22 protein-coding genes are annotated in these 18,951 nt (G+C 42.0%); 12 read left to right on the top strand and 10 right to left on the bottom strand.

Annotated elements, in window-relative coordinates; genetic code table 11:
- Positions 1 to 21 precede the first annotated feature (21 nt).
- Together ACFVAD_RS14535 and ACFVAD_RS14530 are read left to right on the top strand one after the other, a co-directional pair.
- Positions 22 to 273, top strand: a complete 252-nt coding sequence (locus ACFVAD_RS14535) for an atypical membrane-integrating protein (Mistic protein) (RefSeq protein ID WP_386641344.1) — start codon at positions 22 to 24, stop codon at positions 271 to 273.
- Positions 270 to 1,280, top strand: a complete 1,011-nt coding sequence (locus ACFVAD_RS14530; RefSeq protein WP_386641341.1) for a potassium channel family protein — start codon at positions 270 to 272, stop codon at positions 1,278 to 1,280. The genes ACFVAD_RS14535 and ACFVAD_RS14530 overlap by 4 nt, the downstream gene beginning before the upstream one ends.
- Here ACFVAD_RS14530 and ACFVAD_RS14525 read toward each other — a convergent pair.
- The 3 genes from ACFVAD_RS14525 to ACFVAD_RS14515 form a co-directional block, all read right to left on the bottom strand.
- Positions 1,277 to 1,684, bottom strand: coding sequence for a YugN-like family protein (locus ACFVAD_RS14525; RefSeq protein WP_386641338.1), 408 nt, complete (start codon positions 1,682 to 1,684; stop codon positions 1,277 to 1,279). The two genes, ACFVAD_RS14530 and ACFVAD_RS14525, sit on opposite strands and share 4 nt — an antisense overlap.
- A gap of 104 nt (positions 1,685 to 1,788) precedes the next feature.
- Positions 1,789 to 3,138, bottom strand: a complete 1,350-nt coding sequence (locus ACFVAD_RS14520; RefSeq protein ID WP_386641335.1) for a glucose-6-phosphate isomerase — start codon at positions 3,136 to 3,138, stop codon at positions 1,789 to 1,791.
- Positions 3,139 to 3,323: 185 nt separating this feature from the next.
- Positions 3,324 to 3,581: a hypothetical protein gene (locus ACFVAD_RS14515; RefSeq protein ID WP_386641332.1), complete on the bottom strand. Its 258-nt coding sequence runs from the start codon at positions 3,579 to 3,581 to the stop codon at positions 3,324 to 3,326.
- A gap of 297 nt (positions 3,582 to 3,878) precedes the next feature.
- On the opposite strand from ACFVAD_RS14515, the gene ACFVAD_RS14510 reads away from it, so the two are divergent.
- From ACFVAD_RS14510 to mnhG, 7 genes are read left to right on the top strand one after another with little or no spacing between them, the layout of a single operon-like run.
- The gene (locus ACFVAD_RS14510; RefSeq protein ID WP_386641330.1) at positions 3,879 to 6,272 is read left to right on the top strand and encodes a Na+/H+ antiporter subunit A; all 2,394 of its coding nucleotides are present in this window, start codon (positions 3,879 to 3,881) and stop codon (positions 6,270 to 6,272) included.
- Positions 6,272 to 6,694: a Na(+)/H(+) antiporter subunit B gene (locus ACFVAD_RS14505; RefSeq protein ID WP_386641451.1), complete on the top strand. Its 423-nt coding sequence runs from the start codon at positions 6,272 to 6,274 to the stop codon at positions 6,692 to 6,694. Before ACFVAD_RS14510 ends, ACFVAD_RS14505 begins: the two co-directional genes overlap by 1 nt.
- Positions 6,694 to 7,035 carry a Na(+)/H(+) antiporter subunit C gene (locus tag ACFVAD_RS14500; RefSeq protein WP_386641327.1) on the top strand — a complete coding sequence of 114 codons (342 nt, stop codon included), beginning with the start codon at positions 6,694 to 6,696 and terminating at the stop codon, positions 7,033 to 7,035. Before ACFVAD_RS14505 ends, ACFVAD_RS14500 begins: the two co-directional genes overlap by 1 nt.
- A complete protein-coding gene (locus tag ACFVAD_RS14495) occupies positions 7,028 to 8,509 on the top strand; it encodes a Na+/H+ antiporter subunit D (protein ID WP_386641324.1) in 1,482 nt (493 codons plus the stop codon). Before ACFVAD_RS14500 ends, ACFVAD_RS14495 begins: the two co-directional genes overlap by 8 nt.
- Before the next feature lie 6 nt (positions 8,510 to 8,515).
- On the top strand, positions 8,516 to 8,992 hold the full coding sequence (locus ACFVAD_RS14490) for a Na+/H+ antiporter subunit E (protein WP_386641322.1): 477 nt from the start codon (positions 8,516 to 8,518) through the stop codon (positions 8,990 to 8,992).
- A 1-nt stretch (position 8,993) separates the two neighbouring features.
- Positions 8,994 to 9,290, top strand: coding sequence for a Na(+)/H(+) antiporter subunit F1 (locus ACFVAD_RS14485; protein WP_386641319.1), 297 nt, complete (start codon positions 8,994 to 8,996; stop codon positions 9,288 to 9,290).
- Positions 9,274 to 9,645 (top strand): monovalent cation/H(+) antiporter subunit G, encoded by a 372-nt coding sequence (gene mnhG / locus ACFVAD_RS14480; protein ID WP_386641317.1) that lies wholly within the window; start codon positions 9,274 to 9,276, stop codon positions 9,643 to 9,645. Before ACFVAD_RS14485 ends, mnhG begins: the two co-directional genes overlap by 17 nt.
- 219 nt (positions 9,646 to 9,864) lie before the next feature.
- Here mnhG and ACFVAD_RS14475 read toward each other — a convergent pair whose 3' ends face one another.
- On the bottom strand, positions 9,865 to 11,028 hold the full coding sequence (locus ACFVAD_RS14475; protein WP_386641314.1) for an iron-containing alcohol dehydrogenase: 1,164 nt from the start codon (positions 11,026 to 11,028) through the stop codon (positions 9,865 to 9,867).
- A gap of 167 nt (positions 11,029 to 11,195) precedes the next feature.
- On the opposite strand from ACFVAD_RS14475, the gene ACFVAD_RS14470 reads away from it, so the two are divergent.
- The gene (locus tag ACFVAD_RS14470; protein ID WP_224841174.1) at positions 11,196 to 11,429 is read left to right on the top strand and encodes a DUF378 domain-containing protein; all 234 of its coding nucleotides are present in this window, start codon (positions 11,196 to 11,198) and stop codon (positions 11,427 to 11,429) included.
- A 533-nt stretch (positions 11,430 to 11,962) separates the two neighbouring features.
- Here the strand turns inward: ACFVAD_RS14470 and yugI are convergent.
- The 3 genes from yugI to ACFVAD_RS14455 form a co-directional block, all read right to left on the bottom strand.
- Entirely contained in the window at positions 11,963 to 12,373 is a 411-nt protein-coding gene (yugI, locus tag ACFVAD_RS14465; protein ID WP_204420091.1) for a S1 domain-containing post-transcriptional regulator GSP13, read from the bottom strand.
- Between the two features lie 390 nt (positions 12,374 to 12,763).
- The gene (locus ACFVAD_RS14460; RefSeq protein WP_386641310.1) at positions 12,764 to 13,924 is read right to left on the bottom strand and encodes an aminotransferase; all 1,161 of its coding nucleotides are present in this window, start codon (positions 13,922 to 13,924) and stop codon (positions 12,764 to 12,766) included.
- Entirely contained in the window at positions 13,921 to 14,421 is a 501-nt protein-coding gene (locus tag ACFVAD_RS14455) for an Lrp/AsnC family transcriptional regulator (protein WP_386641307.1), read from the bottom strand. Before ACFVAD_RS14455 ends, ACFVAD_RS14460 begins: the two co-directional genes overlap by 4 nt.
- A gap of 164 nt (positions 14,422 to 14,585) precedes the next feature.
- On the opposite strand from ACFVAD_RS14455, the gene ACFVAD_RS14450 reads away from it, so the two are divergent.
- Positions 14,586 to 15,425, top strand: coding sequence for an alpha/beta fold hydrolase (locus ACFVAD_RS14450; protein ID WP_386641304.1), 840 nt, complete (start codon positions 14,586 to 14,588; stop codon positions 15,423 to 15,425).
- Positions 15,426 to 15,462: 37 nt separating this feature from the next.
- Here the strand turns inward: ACFVAD_RS14450 and ACFVAD_RS14445 are convergent, their stop codons facing one another.
- Complete coding sequence (locus ACFVAD_RS14445) at positions 15,463 to 15,723, bottom strand: DUF1871 family protein (RefSeq protein ID WP_386641301.1); 261 nt, start codon at positions 15,721 to 15,723, stop codon at positions 15,463 to 15,465.
- 208 nt (positions 15,724 to 15,931) lie between these two features.
- On the opposite strand from ACFVAD_RS14445, the gene ACFVAD_RS14440 reads away from it, so the two are divergent.
- Complete coding sequence (locus tag ACFVAD_RS14440; protein WP_386641298.1) at positions 15,932 to 17,101, top strand: MalY/PatB family protein; 1,170 nt, start codon at positions 15,932 to 15,934, stop codon at positions 17,099 to 17,101.
- A 47-nt stretch (positions 17,102 to 17,148) separates the two neighbouring features.
- On the opposite strand, the gene ACFVAD_RS14435 is transcribed toward ACFVAD_RS14440, so the two are convergent.
- Positions 17,149 to 17,754, bottom strand: coding sequence for a histidine phosphatase family protein (locus tag ACFVAD_RS14435; RefSeq protein ID WP_386641295.1), 606 nt, complete (start codon positions 17,752 to 17,754; stop codon positions 17,149 to 17,151).
- Positions 17,755 to 17,950: 196 nt separating this feature from the next.
- Entirely contained in the window at positions 17,951 to 18,529 is a 579-nt protein-coding gene (locus tag ACFVAD_RS14430) for a superoxide dismutase family protein (RefSeq protein WP_386641292.1), read from the bottom strand.
- Positions 18,530 to 18,951: the final 422 nt, after the last annotated feature.

Raw genomic sequence — 18,951 nt, 5'->3', positions numbered from 1 at the left:
ATATAAAAAGAGGTGAACATAATGAAGCTGAAACCTGATGAAAAAGAAGCCTTAAGTGATGCAATAGACAAGATGAATGAAAGCCTGGACCGTTTTATTGAGTTCTATAATGAAGCTGAGGAAGATAAACCGATTATTGAGTTGGATGATGAGGTCATTGCACTTATCGAGGCAGGGAAAGAGAAATATGGAGAAAACGCCCTGACAAAAAAGATCAATCTGATCCTCAAAGAAGTACTATCCTTTGTTTCTGTTGAGGAAAAGGAATCATGAAGAATCTTAAGAATAATACTTCATTCTTATTCACCTTTATTCATTGGCCAGTAATCATCAGGATTCTTTGTATTATTTTCATCATAAATATTTCATTTGGAGTGTTGATACATTTTATCGAACCGGCTGAGTTCCCAGCAATATTTGATGGAGTTTGGTGGGCTATTGTTACAACGGCGACACTTGGATATGGAGATTATGTACCTGTTACAGTTACAGGGAGATCATTGGCCATACTATTGATATTTTTCGGGACAGGTTTTGTGACTACATATTTTGTTGCGCTTGCAGCCAGTGCTGTGGCTACACAAAATGCTTATTTGGAGGGCAAAGTGGAGTATAAAGGTGAAGGACATATCATAATTGTCGGTTGGAATGAAAGGGTCAAAGAGTCTTTGATGCAGATAAGAGAGCTTGTAAAGAAACCTGTGGGGGTTGTCTTAATCGATCAGACCCTGGAGCAAAACCCACTTCATGACCAAAATGTCCACTATATTAAAGGGAATCCCATTTATGACCAGGTGCTTTTAAAAGCAAACGTTAAAAATGCTTCACTCGTTGTCATAACATCCGATCAGAGCAAAGATGAAGTGCAGGCAGATATGAATGCCGTCTTAACATTATTGACCGTGAAAGGATTGAATCCTGACGTTCATACCATTGTGGAGATACTGACTTCGGCCCAGGTCACGAATGCCAGGCGGGCAGGTGCAGATGAAATTATCCAGACCAATATGCTATCAAGCTATTGTCTGATCAACAGTATGGTTTCATATGGCATGTCCAATACTGTCCTTAATATGCTCGATCAACTAAAGGGCAGCAAGCTGAAGTATCTCGATACAGAAGAATCCTATATCGGAATGACTTTTGAGAAATTAAGCAACCAGCTGTTACAAAATAAAATACTATTGATAGGCATAAAAAGAAGAGAGGATACAATGGTCAATCCTCCTCTCTTCACTCTTATTCAGGCTGATGATAGTCTTCTGGTAATCAAGGATTAGTCCCGGAGCAGGACGGCTTCCAATTCTTTCACCAGGGTTTTGCCAAGATCGATGTACTCTTTAGGGAATGAAGCGTCCGGGTCTACCGGTTCGGAAAACTGATCAAACGATGCGGTTGCATTGTCTACATGCACATTATCATCTAATCCTCTTTGGTATTTATGTGATAGTAAAAAAGGTCTTCCTAATCTCACAGAGGTTCCTTGGGAATCAAGCTGCCCATCTACCGCCTGAAAGGGAACACGTAAAAATTGGTAGCCTACATCACTGTCTATTTCATAATCAAAATAGCCATGGTCATACTCCCATCCGCCACCAATTGAGTAGCCCAGATTTTTTAGTTCCTGTTCCAGCTTATAAAGATGAAACTCCGTACCTTCCAGCTTTGAAGGAATTGGAATCATGGAAATCCCTCCTTTTATAGTGGTAGGCTTCCCTTGTAGGCTGTTTGTCATGCAAAAGCATTAAAAAAAGCTGCCGATCACCTCGGCAGCTTTTTTCCATTTTCCTATTTCAAACGCTTCTCAAGCTCCGCTTTAACCTCTTCGAAGCCAGGTTTGCCTAATAGGGCAAACATGTTCACTTTATAAGCTTCCACTCCAGGCTGATCAAACGGGTTGACGCCAAGGAGGTATCCGCTCATTGCACAAGCTTTTTCGAAGAAATACACTAGGTAGCCAAATGTATAGGCATCCATCGCAGGAATGTTTACAACAAGGTTTGGCACCCCACCATCTGTATGTGCAAGCAATGTGCCTTCGTAAGCTTTCGTGTTGACGAAATCGACAGTCTCACCAGCGAGGTAGTTCAAACCATCAAGGTCGTTTGCTTCCGCTTCCACTGTAAGCTCATGTCTAGGTGTATCCACTTTGATGATTGTCTCAAACAAGTCACGACGGCCTTCCTGTACATATTGTCCCATAGAATGCAGGTCTGTAGAAAAGTTTGCGGATGCAGGGAAAATACCCTTTTGATCTTTTCCTTCACTTTCACCAAACAGCTGCTTCCACCATTCTGAGAAATATTGCAGGCCTGGCTCGTAGTTGATGAGCATTTCAATTGTTTTGCCTTTGTTGTAAAGGACATTACGAACTGCGGCATACTGATAGGCAGCGTTGTCTTCCAACTCAGATTCGGAGAAATCAGAGCTTGCCTGTGCTGCGCCCTTCATCATCGCCTCGATATCTGCACCAGAAACGGCGATAGGCAGCAATCCTACTGCTGTCAGAACAGAATAGCGTCCCCCAACATCGTCAGGAATAATGAATGATTCGTATCCTTCTTCCGTTGAAAGTGTTTTTAATGCACCACGCGCTTTGTCCGTTGTTGCATAAATACGTTTGCGAGCTTCCTCTTTTCCGTATTTCTCTTCAAGAATCTTACGGAAAATGCGGAAAGCCAATGCAGGCTCAGTAGTTGTACCTGATTTGGAAATGACATTAATGGAGAAGTCTTTTCCATTCAATAGGTCCATCAAATCTTTCATGTAAGTGGAACTGATGTTGTTCCCAACGAAAATCACTTGCGGGGTTTTACGCTGGTCTTTTGAAAGTGCATTGTAGAACGAGTGATTCAGCATTTCAAGGGCAGCACGTGCTCCTAGATAAGATCCACCAATCCCTACAACCAATAGAATATCGGAGTCAGATTTGATTTTTTCTGCACTTTTGACGATTCGTGCAAACTCTTCTTTGTCATAGTCAGTCGGCAGATCGATCCATCCTAGATACTCATTTCCTGCCCCTGTTTTCTCATGTAGAGAATGATGCGCCACTTTCACTGCATCTCTTAAGTATGTAATTTCATGTTCGCCGAAAAATGATAAAGCTTTACTATAATCGAAGCGAATATGTGTCATTATTTATACCCTCCAAAAAACATATTTGCCATGCCAATTTTCACTTTACCTAATAAAACACAATAATTCAAGAATACAACTTTTTGAAAGCGAATACAGTTTTCAAGGATGATTCGGGACATAAGAAAACGGCTATACACTCCGTATAACCGTCTCTTATTAAAAACGGAAGACTGACAGAAGCGTCAGGTTGGTTCCACTTCGTCTTTATTCCCTTTATTTTTCGCCACTACAACACGAATATATTCACGTGGCTTAAACGGTCTGATTACATTTAAGCTGCCTTGATCTTCCGATTGATTGTTTCCAATCAGCACAATTTGAGAATCAGTGGTGTTCATACTATTGTCATATTCCTTTTTCTGCTCGGTATTTACCCACCATGCGCCAGCAAATAATGTGGAAAATATTGAAAGAGCAACAGCTGCTTTAGTTTTCATCATAACTACCACCACCCTGTTTATAGGATGGCAAAATACGACGTATATTATGCATGCAGAAAAAATTTTTTTGGGATGTTTTGGACGAGTTTCTATTTATTTAATATAGAAAGGAAAAATGGCCTATACTAAGAATCGACATGGATGCTATTAGGTTGGATTTAGTATATAATTTGATTTGGTAATGTTTCTTTATAAATAATTACTCTCAACAATACATTGCAGGTGCTTACTGATTAAGGCGCTTCGCATTGTTTTCTTATGTTAGGGAGGTTACTTGAATTAGAGGAGGTTTGTGTCTTGTCACTGATTCACTTAGTGATCTTATCGCCTTTCTTGCTGGCGATTTTTGTGCCTTTGCTGCATAAGTATTTTAAGCGTATACATACCGGTTGGTTCGTCCTGTTACTTCCCATTCTATTGTTCATCTACTTTATAGGAAATTCAGGGAAAACGATGGACGGGAATACATATTTGAGCACAATGGACTGGATTCCCTCTTTGGGGATAAATTTTGCTGTGTACCTGGATGGGTTGGGGCTATTGTTCGCCCTGTTGATAACTGGAATCGGTTCTTTGGTGGTCCTGTATTCCATTTATTATCTATCCAAGGAAAAAGAAGCGCTTAATACCTTTTATGTTTACCTATTGATGTTCATGGGAGCCATGCTTGGTGTTGTATTATCAGATAATATGCTTGTTCTCTACTCGTTCTGGGAGTTGACCAGTATCTCTTCCTTCTTATTAATTAGCTATTGGTATCATCGGGAAAAGTCCCGCTATGGCGCCCTTAAGTCTATGCTAATTACCGTTTTCGGCGGCCTTTCCATGCTTGCCGGGATTATTCTACTCTACACGATGACAGGAACATTCAGTGTTCGCGAGACAATCGCAAATGTTGATATCGTAACTGCTCACGAATTATTTGTACCTGCGCTCATTCTTTTTCTATTAGGCGCTTTTACAAAATCAGCCCAATTCCCATTTCATATTTGGTTACCTGATGCGATGGAAGCTCCCACTCCTGTCAGCGCATACCTGCACTCCGCAACGATGGTCAAGGCCGGTATTTATCTTGTTGCCCGCATGAGCCCTGTATTTGCCGGAGCACCTGAGTGGTTCTGGTTGATTTCGATTTTCGGAATCATTACGTTATTCTGGGGATCCTTCTCAGCAGTGAAGCAGACAGATTTGAAGGCTATCCTGGCTTTCTCTACCATCAGTCAGCTCGGATTGATCATGTCCCTGCTCGGAATTGGCAGTGCTGCCGTTTACTATGACTATCTTGAAGAAAATATCTATACCGTTGCGACACTTGCAGCAGTATTCCACCTGATTAATCATGCAACATTCAAAGGAAGTCTCTTTATGGTTGTCGGGATAGTCGACCACGAAACCGGGACAAGGGATATCCGTAAACTTGGCGGATTAATGAATCTGATGCCGATTACCTTTACCCTTGCAATCATCGGTGGATTTTCAATGGCAGGACTGCCGCCTTTTAATGGATTTCTAAGTAAAGAGATGTTCTTTACGGGTATGGTCAACGCTACACAAATCGATGCGTGGAACATGGAAACGTTCGGGATGATATTCCCGGTATTGGCCTGGATAGCAAGTATCTTTACATTCATCTACAGCATGGTGCTTGTGTTCAAAACCTTCACAGGAAAGTACCAGCCTGAAAAATTGGATAAAAAACCACATGAAGCGCCACTTGGGATGTTGATTCCTCCCATTATTCTTGCTTCCTTGGTTGTAATTTTCGGATTCTTCCCGGAAATTCTGAAAGGCTTAATCGAAGCCGCCCTTCACTCCATTTTCCCTAGCAACTTTACAGTGGAGGATGTGCACATCTATTTCTGGCATGGATGGACAATCGAGCTATTCATGACGATTGGTGTAATTGCGTTCGGTTCTTTGCTTTACTTTACCCTTGCAAAATGGGGAAAGATCTACGAGTGGTTCCCGAAACGTCTTACGTTGAACAAGCTTTATGATGGCGGTCTTGTAGGACTTGAACGCGGCTCTTTCGCTTTTACTAAATTCTATATGACAGGGTTTATCCGAAATTATCTGGTTATGATATTTGGATTTATGGCCTTATTGCTTTTATATGTTATGGGGCAAGCCGGGGCATTCAACTTCAGCTTAGACAATGCTTCCGAGGTTGGTGTCTATGAACTGATCCTGGCTCTTGTCATGGTGATTGCGGCAGTGACCATTCTCTTTACAAAATCACGTCTTTCGGCAATCATTGCACTGGGAGTAGTTGGTTATTCCATGAGCTTGTTCTTTGTACTATTCAGGGCACCTGATTTGGCATTAACACAATTAATTGTTGAAACCGTATCGGTAGCATTATTCCTGTTATGTTTCTATCATCTTCCTGAAATCTCCAAGAAGGTGAACAGACTAAGATTCCGCCTGACAAATTTCATTATCTCCATCAGTGTCGGTATCGTCGTTATTCTGATCGGGCTTTCTGTCAACAGCTCCCGTGTAGCCGAGTCCATTTCAGATTATTTCGTTACGGCGTCCTATGAGGAAGCAGGCGGGAAGAACATGGTTAATGTCATTTTGGTAGATTTCCGAGGGTTTGATACTCTATTTGAAATTGCCGTTCTCACCATTGCAGCTTTCGGTATCTATGCAATGATCAAGCTGCGACTTACGAAAGGGGGGAGTCAATGATGAAGGTGAATGATTTGATTTTACAAACCGTTACGACTTTTTTGGCGTTTATCATTTTCATTTTCTCCATCTACCTTTTCTTTGCGGGCCACTATACACCAGGAGGCGGCTTTATCGGAGGATTGATGACTTCCGCAGCACTCGTCCTTTTACTACTGGCCTTTGATATAAAAACAATGAAAGAGGCTTTGCCTATTAACTTTCTGACAGTGGCAGCCAGCGGTTTGATGATTTCTATTTTAACAGGAGTGGGTGCATTCATTTTTGACGTCCCATTTTTGACACATACATTTGAATACATCGAACTTCCCATTCTTGGTAAAACCGCCCTCGCTTCTACGCTTGCATTTGATTTAGGAGTATATCTAGTTGTTGTCGGTATCGCGATGACCATTATTCAAACGATAGGAGAGAGCGAATAATGGAAATAGTAATGACCATAGTTGCAGGTATTCTGATTGCAACTGCTGTATATTTGATGCTTTCAAGAAGTATTTTACGAATTGTAATCGGAACAGGACTTTTATCGCATGGTGCCCATCTTATGATTCTTACGATGGGGGGATTGAAGCAGGGTGCTGCCCCTCTTCTTGGCCAGGAAGCCTCTTCCTATACCGATCCGTTGCCACAGGCTCTCATTCTGACGGCAATCGTTATCAGTTTTGGAGTCACATCTTTTTTCCTGGTCCTGGCATACCGTGCATATCAAGAACTGAAGACAGATGATATGGATAAATTAAGGGGAAATGAAAATCATGAATAACCTAGTGATCTTACCGATACTAATCCCTTTAATTACAGCTACCCTTCTTTTACTTTTACCAAAGAGAATCAAGCTGCAAAAATTGATTAGTGTCATTTCGTTATCTTTCGCAACCATTGCCTCTATCGTTCTGGTCCAAACGGTATATACAAACGGAATTCAAACATTGGAAATAGGAAACTGGCGACCGCCCTTCGGCATTGTACTTGTTGCCGACATGTTTGCCTCCCTGCTGGTTTTGACAGGGATCATTGTAACCTTTATGTGTATCCTGTTTGCATTCCGCTCCATTGGAAAAGAACGGGAGAGCTATTACTATTATGCTTTCACTCAATTTCTATTAACAGGTGTCATGGGGGCATTCCTGACAGGGGATATATTTAATCTATTCGTCTTCTTCGAGGTAATGCTGATGGCTTCCTATGCGCTGATTGTCATTGGAGGCACCCGCAGCCAATTGCGCGAATCCTTGAAATATGTACTTGTCAATGTGATTTCATCCGCCCTGTTTGTACTGGCGCTTGCCTACATTTATGGACTGATGGGGACGCTAAATATGGCGGATATCTCCAACAAAGTGGCAGAATTCGGTCAAAGCGGAATATTAACAGTGGTTGCAATTCTGTTTTTAATAGTGTTCGGACTAAAAGGTGGGATTTTCCCATTGTACTTCTGGCTTCCTGGTTCCTATCATGCCCCACCTTATGCTATTACAGCGTTATTTGGAGCATTATTGACTAAGGTTGGTGTCTACGCAATCTTCCGTACATTCACCCTTATTTTCTATCACGAACCGGAAATTACCCATACGATTATTGCCATATTGGCAGGGATCACCATCCTGATTGGTGCAATCGGAGCTATTGCTTACTGGGATGTCAAAAAAATTCTCATCTATAATATTGTCACTGCAGTTGGTGTCATCATTTATGGTGTGGCACTAGCAAACGAAACTGGTTATGCAGGTTCCATCTATTATCTAGTACACGATATGGTCATCAAAGGAGCACTTTTCCTTCTCGGTGGAGCAATGTTTGCTGTTACAGGAACGGATAATATCAAAAAAATGGGAGGACTTATTAAGCGTCACCCACTACTTGGATGGATGTTTTTCACAGCTGCAATGGCACTTGCAGGGATACCTCCATTAAGTGGTTTCGTAGGAAAAGTTCTTTTGGTACAAGGTGGTTTAGAGGCCAATCACTATGTGTTTGTTGGTGTTATGCTGTTGTCGAGTTTACTCGTCCTCTACTCAGTCATGAAAATCTTCATGAATTGCTTCTTTAAGGCAGAGGTACTATCTGCAAAAGAAGAACAAGGCTCTACAAAAGGACTCATTTATCCATCTGTCATCTTACTGGCACTTTCTGCTTTCCTTGGATTAGGTGCAGAGATTGTTTATCCGTATGTATGGCAGGCAGCAGAAACACTGATGGATCCATCCATCTATATCCAAGCAGTATTAAAGGAGTAGTTTCTAATGGCTTTTCAAATTCTTATTAATATTTTGGTTGCAGGAACGTGGATGTTTCTTAAAAATGACTGGAGCTTTCCATCCTTTTTTGTAGGCTATTTTTGGGGGCTTCTTCTTATTCTGGCGATGAGACGTTTTATTCCGGGCCGTTTTTATTTTTCACGTATCATCGCGGCGGGAAAACTGTTTTTCCTTTTCCTGAGAGAGCTTCTATTGGCCAATGTTCAAGTAATCCGTGATATTCTTCGCCCTAAGCTTGACATCAAGCCTGGTATTTTCGCATTGCCTACCGACCTGAAGAGTGACTGGGAAATCACCTTGCTCTCTCTTCTCATCACCCTGACACCTGGTACGCTTGTAATGGATATTTCGGATGATAATAAAATCCTTTATATTCATGCTATCAATATGCCGGATGCAGACCAGGCTATCTCAGATATAAAAAACTCGTTTGAAAAGGCAATAATGGAGGTGACGAGATAAAATGTATGATTCTCCTTTGGAAGCATTGCTTACAGTAAGCTTACTGATTTTATCCGTCTCCACCTTAGGGCTTGTGTATCGTGTCATAAAGGGGCCTTCCACTCCTGATAGGGTCATGGCACTTGATTCGATCGGAATAAATTTAATCGCTATAACCGCCATCATCTCCATTCTATTAAAAACGGATGCATTCTTGGAGGTTATACTACTAATCGGGATCATTGCCTTTGTTGGTACTGTAGCCTTCTCAAAGTTTCTTCAGAAAGGGGATGCCATCGAATATGACAGAAACAGTTAATATATTTATTGGTGTGCTTGTCCTCTTAGGTGCTCTCCTTAGCCTTGTTACCACATTGGGGCTATTGCGCCTGCCTGATGTCTATTGTCGCAGCCATGCAGCTTCCAAGAGCGCCACATTGGGGGTTCTCCTCGTTTTAATAGCTGCCTTGCTTTATTTTTGGTTTGAAGACAATTATTTCAGTGCCCGTTTAATGTTGGGTATTGTTTTTGTATTTGTTACCTCACCAGTAGCGGGGCATCTACTGATAAGGGCTGCATATTACACTGATGTTCCACTTTGGAAAGGAACTGTTCAGGATGACTTAAAGAAAAAAGGGCAATCCAATTCAGTCCAGCAGATGAAAAACAGCTAACGGCCAGAGACCGTTAGCTGTTTTTGCATTCATTGTTGCTATATAGATAAAATGTATACATCAAATGTAGCCCGTTGATTTCCGCTCCGGACACTCGCTTTCCGCGGGGACGGATTGGAGCCTCCTTAGGATAAGCGAACGCCTGGAACGGAGACCAACAGGGTGTTTAATATGGACACCTTATCTCTAGCCAGCTCTATTCTAAAAGCAACATTATAATTATAAGGATGCTTTTAAGATGGAAACCACATCATCGTAAGATAAGGATTTGAAATTGCCAACAGGACCTCGGGACATCACGTGCTCAGCCATTTTTTCGATATTCGTGTCATCGATATCATAATCTGCCAAGCGAGTCGGTGCCCCAAGACTGGACCAGAATTCACGCAACCTTCTTATTCCTTCGAGTGCCACCTCTTTATCGGTCGATCCGGAATCCTGTACACCAAAGACGCGGACTGCCAATTGCTTGAATCGTTCGATATTCTCATCCATCACATGCTCCATCCAGTTCGGGAACAGGATAGCCAATCCTCCGGCATGCGGAATATCATAAATGGCGGATACAGCATGTTCGATACCATGTGTAGCCCAGTCTCCACGGTACCCCATCTGCAGCATGCCGTTCAAAGCGATGGTACCATTATAGAGGATTGTTTCGCGGTGTTCGTAGCTCTCAAGGTCATCCAACAGCTTAGGAGCCGTTTCCATAACAGTGATCAATACCGCTTCACACATTCTATCCTGAAGGGGAGCACTTGTCGGTTGATGGAAATACTGTTCCAGAACATGGGACATCATATCAACCATTCCATATACCGTATGATCTTTTGGTACGGTAAAGGTATTTTTAGGATCTAGTATCGAAAATTGAGGGAACGTTACAGGACTGCCCCAGCCATACTTTTCTTGCGTTTCCCAGTTGGTGATGACAGAGCCGGAATTCATTTCCGAACCAGTAGCTGCCAGTGTCAGAACGGTTCCAAATGGAAGTGCTTCTGTTGCGATATGTTTTCTAAGAACAATATCCCACACATCTCCTTCATATTTCGCTCCTGCTGCAATTGCCTTTGTGCAGTCAATGACACTTCCTCCTCCGACTGCCAGAATGAAGTCAATGTTATGCTCACGGCAAAGCTCCACTCCTTTTCGAACGGTCGTAAGGCGTGGATTCGGCTCCACTCCAGCTAATTCTGTTATGATTGCACCAGATTTATGTAGAACCTCTGTAACCTCCGTGTAGAGACCGCTCTTTTTAATGCTCCCTCCACCATAGACAAGCAATACGTTTTTGCCGTACTTCTCTAATTCCTTTGGAAGTACCTCAAGCTGTCCGCTGCCAAAGATTAATTTTGTTGGATTATAAAAAGTGAAATTTTCCATTGTTTAACCCTCCTTTTTTCATGATTATGGCTTATTTTATTTTCCTATGCAAAGAATCAGCCTCAACACTCTCCTAGCATCCAACAAAATTCATCTGTTTATGAATAAATTTTTCTTTCTGACAAAATATATAAAGGAAGCACTTATATTCTCAAGGAGGGAATGTTATGAGCACAATTCAACGGATTGCTTTAGTACTTACCATTATCGGTGCAATAAATTGGGGGCTGATCGGATTTTTCCAATTCGATCTTGTAGCAGCTATCTTTGGTGGCCAAGACGCAGCCCTTTCCAGAATCATCTACGGTCTCGTTGGAATCGCCGGACTGATCAACCTTGGACTTCTTTTCGTCCCGTCCGAGCAGCACGAAAGAGAAGTAGAACCAAGAACCACAAGATAACAGAAAACCGCCTCTCCGTAATGGAGGAGGCGGTTTTTTATTATATCCTTTTTAAATGCCGCTATTGATTTCCGCACTAGGCGCAGCGACCCAAGGGGCGTTAATGGAGCCTCCTCGGCTTCGCCTGTGGGGTCTCCACTGAACGCCGCTTCCCGCAGGAGTCTTCGCCTATTGCTCCAATCAATAGCTAGTGTCCGTGAAAATCAAAGAGGAATCGATGAATACATTAAAATGTTTTGTACAAAGCATTTTCCTCTTAGTTTTTTTAAAATAACAAAATTGATTGTACTCTCCCCCTATTGGTTGGAGCGCAAGGGGTGAGACTCCTGCGGGAGCAGCGTGTCAAGGGAGACCCCGCAGACGCTTTAGCGTCGAGGAGGCTTCCGAGGCCGCCCGCGGAAAGCGAACCCCTGGAGCGGAAACCAATAGGGGTGTTTTATATGTATCATAATATAATGGCAAATATAGAGGCACTTTTACGAATAAAGCAAAAAAAACACCTACAACAGCAGGTGCCTTCGAACGTTCGTTTATTATTTCTTGATTAGATCTTCGCGGTTGGATTGCTCGATCCACTCTTCTAATTTGTCTTTTAGTGTGTTGAAGCCGCCTGGAGCTGTTTCTGTGTGTTGTTTCACTACAGTAGCTTGACGCTTTTTAGGCTTTCTTGGTGCTGAAGCTTGAGGAGCTTCTGCAGGTGCTTCTTGAGTAGCTTTAATGGACAAGCTGATTTTTCCGGACTTCTCGTCAACAGAAAGAACTTTCACTTGAACCTCATCGCCCATTTTTAAATGCTCGTTTACATCTTTCACATAACCGTGTGTAATTTCGGAAATATGAACAAGACCTTGAGTTTCTTCGTCAAGCGCCACGAACGCTCCATAAGGTTGGATACCTGTTACTTTACCTGTTAAAACCGTACCTAATTCGAATTTATTAGACATGAAAACACTCCTAAATATTATAATTTTTATACACATTGAACGCAATAAAAAATTATACCACACATTCTACTTTTTTTCAAAAGATACTTTTTCATAAGATTGATCTGTAGGTTTATTATTCGTGGTTTTCATCCTATATATCCTTAAACACATGAAATATAATTATCACTTTTCAGTAATCATCGGTTATGAAAAATAAATTAATAAAATATATAAAAATATGTTTATTTTGTTTTTATAGTGGGAATTATATAAATATCAAGGCTTTCTAGTATTCCCCCTTTTGTTAAGGGCCAAATCCTAAATGGATTTGGCCCTCTTTTTTATGACTTGTAAAACACGGCTGTTGATTCCTTAATGTGGTGCTTTAACAAACCTTTTTTATTAAATTTATCTATAATTTTTGACAAAGCGCTCCATTCGTTTTATGGCTTCCTGGAGCTGTTCCATACTTGATGCATATGAACATCTGATGTACCCTTCGCCGCTCTTTCCGAACACATCGCCTGGAACGACTGCGACTTTTTCCTCCAGCAATAGCCTTTCAGCAAATTCCTGAGAAGTTAGGCCAGTCTGCTTTACAGATGGAAAGGCATAAAAGGCACCGCCGGGAACATGGCAAGGCAAGCCGATTTCATTTAAGGATGAGACAAAATAGTTTCTTCTTCTGCGGTAGCTTTTTTTCATATCATCAATGTCTTTCCGTCCATTTTTCAAGGCTTCAATGGCGCCATACTGAGCCATAGTGGAGGCACACATCATGGCATATTGATGGATTTTCAGCATCGCCTCGACGATATCGGTCGGTCCTGCAACAAACCCTAAACGCCACCCAGTCATCGCAAAACCCTTGGAAAATCCTGAAATCAAAATCGTCCTTTCCTTCATGCCAGGCAAGGTTGGAAAACTGGTAAAGCTGGTGTCAAAACAAAGCTCTGCATATATTTCATCCGAAAGGACAAGAAGGTCATATTTTTCTACAAGCAAACTTATTTCAAACAGCTCCTCCTTGCTCAGCATCGTACCTGTCGGATTATTGGGGAAACAAAGAAGAATTGCCTTTGTATATGGAGTGATTGCATTCTCGAGATCCTCCATATCCACCGTAAACCCATTATTAGCATCTGCTCCGACCTTAACTGCTCTACCGCCCACAAGCTCGATCAATGGAGCATAGGATACAAAGCTTGGTTCAATGACAATTACTTCATCCCCCGGATCTACAATTGCACGTATCGCGAGATCCAATGCCTGACTTGCCCCAACCGTAACGATAATGTCACTGCCGGCACTATATGTAACATCAAACTGCTGCTCCAGGTATAGGCTGATCCCTTTGCGAAGCTCCAGTAAGCCTGCATTGGCGGTGTAGGAAGTATAGCCGTTTTGCAATGAGGTGATACACGCTTCCCTCACTCCCCAGGAAGTGACAAAATCCGGTTCCCCCACTCCCAAGGAAATCACACCTTCCATATTGGCTGCCAAGTCGAAGAATCGACGGATTCCTGATGGTTGAAGCTTTTTCACATGATGTGCTACTCGGTTTTTCATGGTGACACCACAATTCTGCGATCATCTTCTCCTTGATCAAAGATCGTCCCATCATGTTTATACTTTTTCATTATGAAGTGTGTAGTTGTCGAAATGACAGAATCTAATGTCGCTAGCCTTTCAGAGACGAAGTTGGCCACTTGGGATAACGATCTTCCCTCGACCACAACCGAAAGATCATATGCACCCGACATCAGATACACAGATTTAACCTCGGGAAATCGGTAAATGTTTTTAGCGATTTCATCAAACCCTACATCCCGTTTAGGTGTAACCTTCACATCAATCATGGCAGTTACCCCTTCAAAGTTGTCCACTTTTCGCCAATCAATGATTGCACCATATTCTACGATAATTCGCTTGTTTTCCAATTGATTCAATATATTTCTTGTTTCCTCTTCTGTAAGTTCTACCATTTTTGCCAGGACACCCACGTCAATTCGTCCGTTATCTTCGATGATCTGCAGTATGTCCAATTCTTTTTCTGTAAGTTGCATAGCTCAAGTCCAACTCCTTTTCGATAAACGATGTCTCATTATAACAAATTATTCCTCTGCTTGGGTTACTGTTATTTTACAAAAACTTTTAACAGAATTACACATGTTTGAAAAAAATTTAAAAGGTTAAAATACCTATATAATTCTGGATGGAGTGTTGGAAGATGAGAACAAATCACTTTACAGCAAACATTAACGGCATCAATGTATTTTACGAATTCCATCATGATTCCGATTCAAGCAGACTGACAAAACCCACACTGGTGATGATTCATGGTTTTTTGTCCTCCTCCTTCAGCTTCCGAAGATTGATTCCTTTGCTTACCAAGGATTACACTGTAATGGCCATTGACCTTCCACCGTTTGGAAAAAGTGAAAAATCCAAGAAGTTTGTTTATTCCTATGAAAATCTTGCCAAAGTGGTAATCGCATTGCTTGATAAGCTTGCCATCAAAAGAACAGTATTAATCGGACATTCCATGGGAGGACAGATAGCACTGAATGTCAGCAACCAAAAGCCCGAGCTTGTTGAAAAAGTGGTCCTGCTCTGCAGTTCCGGCTACTTAAAAAGACTGCCTGCAAGAATTGTCTACTCCTCCAAAATTCCATATTTTTACCTCTATCTGAAATTCTGGCTGGCAAGACAGGGACCGCTAAAGAATCTATTGAATGTCGTATATGACCATTCATTAATTGACGATGAAATGATTGAAGGTTACACGCAGCCTTTTTATGATGATCAGATTTTCCACGCCCTGACGCGAATGATTCGTGATCGTGAAGGTGATCTGGCATCGGATATCCTGAAAAAGATTGAAACACCAAGCCTCTTGATCTGGGGCGAGGATGATAAAGTCGTCCCACTCGAGATAGGGCGGCGCCTACACAAGGATCTACCAAACTCACACCTCATCACCTATAAAAAAACCGGCCACCTGCTTCCAGAAGAAAAACCGCAGGATGTCCGTGAAAACATACTGGATTTTATCCAATCTTCCTATTAGTTCAAAAAAAAGAAAAGCCATTGTGGCTTTTCTTTTTTCAGATGGAACAGGACGAATCTTCATTTTTTATAAGCAGAAGCTCCATCGCCTTCTCCCGGCAATGAGAGAGCGGAATATTCTCTTCGAACGAAAACTCATATATCGCTTGTATTTTCTTTGCCAAACTATTTATATCATCAAGTTCATGAACAGCCTGGACTACATCCACACATTCGGTATCGTATGCATCCACACCGTATCCTAATGGATCCCATTGAAGAAGGTTCTCCATTAACCGAACATTGACACTAGGTTTCATATCCATTTGAACACCTTGCTTTCCACCTTCTTTTTGCTTGTCTTTTTATTATAACTCTTTTAAAGGAAAATGTTGAGCGGGGTGCACTTGATGCATTTTCTACTTACCGATTTAACGTGCTAATCCGATTACTCCCGTTACTTTATCGGTATTGGACAAGCTTCGATAAATTTTTTAAGATGAAAGAAACAAAGGGGGAAGACAAAATATGTCTACATATAATTTTGACCAAATCATAAAGAGAACTGGTACTTCCAGTGTAAAATGGGACGAAACCACCAGTGTGTTCGGTTACGGGGATGTGCTACCTATGTGGGTGGCAGATATGGACTTCCAGTGTCCAAACGAAGTAACTGCCGCGATCAGAGAAAAAGCGGAGCATGGCGTCTATGGATATACCTCTGTTCCTTTATCCAATCGTGAATCTGTTCAATCATGGTTAAAAAAGCGGCATAAATGGAACGTGGAAAAGGATTGGCTTTCCTATATATCTGGCGTAGTTCCTGCCCTCAGTGCCGCAATCCAATCATTGACGGAACAAAACGATAAGGTAATACTATTCTCCCCTGTCTATTATCCTTTCTTTGACATGATCAAATGGAATGAGAGAAAGCTTGTCACAAGCCCGCTCCACTATGAGAATGGCCGTTATTATATGGATCTCGATCATTTTGAAAGCATGATAGATGAAGATGTGAAGCTTCTTCTTTTATGTAATCCACATAATCCGGGAGGTACTGTATGGTCCAAAGAAGAGCTGAAACAGCTTGGGGATATTTGTGTCAGGCATAATATAAAAGTGGTAGCAGATGAGATCCATGGCGATCATGTACTAAAAGGTCATTCCTATACTCCTTTTGCGTCGATCTCAGAAGAGTTTGCACAACTAAGCGTTACCTGCATCGCCCCTACGAAAACCTTCAATATTGCCGGATTACAGGCGGCTGTCATGATTATTCCCAACAAGGAAATAAGAGAAAGTGTCAACCTGTTTCAAATGAAGCAAGGGACCATCATGTTGAATACCTTTGGCATCATTGCGATGGAAGCTGCCTATCGCTACGGAGATACATGGCTTGGGGAAGTGCTGGAGTATATCGAAAAGAATATGGAGATTGCAATCAGTTTTATTGATAGTGAGCTTCCTGAACTAAGAGTGGCAAAACCTGAGGGAACCTATCTGCTGTGGATTGATTGTCGTGCACTTAAACTGACAGATGGGCAACTCAAAGAACGCTTACTTCAAAAAGGTAAACTGGCACTTGATTTTGGGAAGAAATTCGGTAATGAGGGAGATGGGTTCATCCGGATGAACGTAGCCTGCCCGAAAGAAATTCTACTGGACGGTTTAGCACGTTTAAAACAGGCGCTTGCTTAATCATCGCATTTGAAAATGGGTTATGCTGTAGTGGCACAACCCATTTTTTATAAGTTTATAAGATGCTCCGTATTGTTTAAAGAAATCAGTGTACATTTATCCCCATTTTTCCGAAGTAAATGCATCCCCGTTTCTCCTGTATAAAAACTTACATTTGCCGTCACAGGCAATTGGAGAAATGACTTCAACAGGTTGGAGATTGTTCCCCCATGGGACACAATTGCAATTCTTGCAACCGCATAGCTTTCAGATAGTATTTTCGAAAAGGCAATTTCCGTTCTCATCCGAAATTCCAGTTCCGACTCCCCATTTTGTATTTTCTCATGAGGTTTTCTTCCACCAGGCGGCAATGGATACTTCGTGGCGGCAACTTCCCTTTGCATTCCAGCAAGCACTCCATTATTGTATTCCATTAAACCCTGCTCCTTTATCAGCATACAACCTACTTCATCAGCAAGAATGGTAGCTGTTTCCGATGCCCTTTTTAAGGTGCTGGTCCAAATGATATCCGGCGGGCAATGCTCATTCAAGCGGCAAGCCAATCTTCTGGCCTGCTCCCTCCCAAGATCCGTAAGAGGATAATCAGCTCTGCCTTCATGCACGTTTATGAGGTCTGCCTCCGACTGTCCATGTCGTATAAGTAGTATCTCCAAAGATGAACCCCCCTTTATCTATAAATTTAAAATTATCGCAAAACTACGAACTATGTCAATAAGATTACGAATATTTCTTAAATAATACAAAAATAATGGAATTAAAACCTTCGAATAAGGAAAGAAATAAAAAACAGGCAGGGAAACTATCCGTTTTCCTTGCCTGTTTTCATTTTATGACTATTTGGAATGCATATTACTTTTTCTTCTCAGCCTCATCCACCGGTTCTTCCACAACTTCCTTCTTCTCTGCCACCTCTTTAGAAATGACCCCGCATGCAATCCTTGTGCCAGACTCTCCGGTTGGCTGAGTCATTCCGTCATCCGGTTCTTCCGAGATGATGATTGCAGTACCATTCTTCCCAAAAAGAGACGTTTTTCCGTCTTTCAATGTTGCTGCTGGCGCCATCAGCTCCGCAATCACCGTTCCGTCATCCTCTACAATGATATTTGGCAGATCGCCGACATGGGCACCTTCTGGATGCAAAAGACCGTGTTCCTTGTCATCTGGATTAAAATGATTGCCGGCCGTCTTAAAATCCGGCGCGTCGCACAAGCCCTCTTCATGTATATGTACACCATGCTCACCGGGAGGAAGACCTTCGAGGTTCAGCTTGACGGTTACTCCTTTGCTATCTTCTGATATCTTTGCCACCCCAAGGCTATCACCAGTAGCATTAAAAACCTCCACGTCGAGTGCATTTATCTTTTCTTCCATACAACCATTTAACACAAAAAGCATTAGTACACTTAAGCAAGGTATCAGTTTACGCATACTTTCCTCCATCACATCTTTTTCCTAAGTTTCTCCGTTGCGAAGGAAAAGTATTTACTGAAATAAAAAAAGACTGTTTTCGTAAAGAATATTTGTACGAGCAATAGGGCTGGGCTAAAGATAAGGTGTCGACATTAAACACCCTGTTGGTCTCCGTTCCAGGCGTTCGCTTATCCTAAGGCGGCCTCGGGAGCCTCCTCGGCGCTTTGCGCCTGTGGGGTCTCCCTTGACACGCTGCTCCCGCAGGAGTCTCACGCCTTGCACTCCAACCAACAGGGGTGAATAATAGTATAAGATTTACCTTCCTAAAGTTTGAAAAATTGGACTTTGTCTCATTTTTTCATTTCAGTAGAGCAAAGGAGATTGAAACTTTAGTTGATTGTAGCGGAGGACACTTGACTCCTGCGGGAGAGTAAAGGGCA

This window comes from Sutcliffiella sp. NPDC057660 (assembly GCF_042800035.1).
GTDB lineage: Bacteria > Bacillota > Bacilli > Bacillales > Bacillaceae_I > Sutcliffiella_A.
This window is presented reverse-complemented; position numbering and strand designations above follow the sequence as displayed.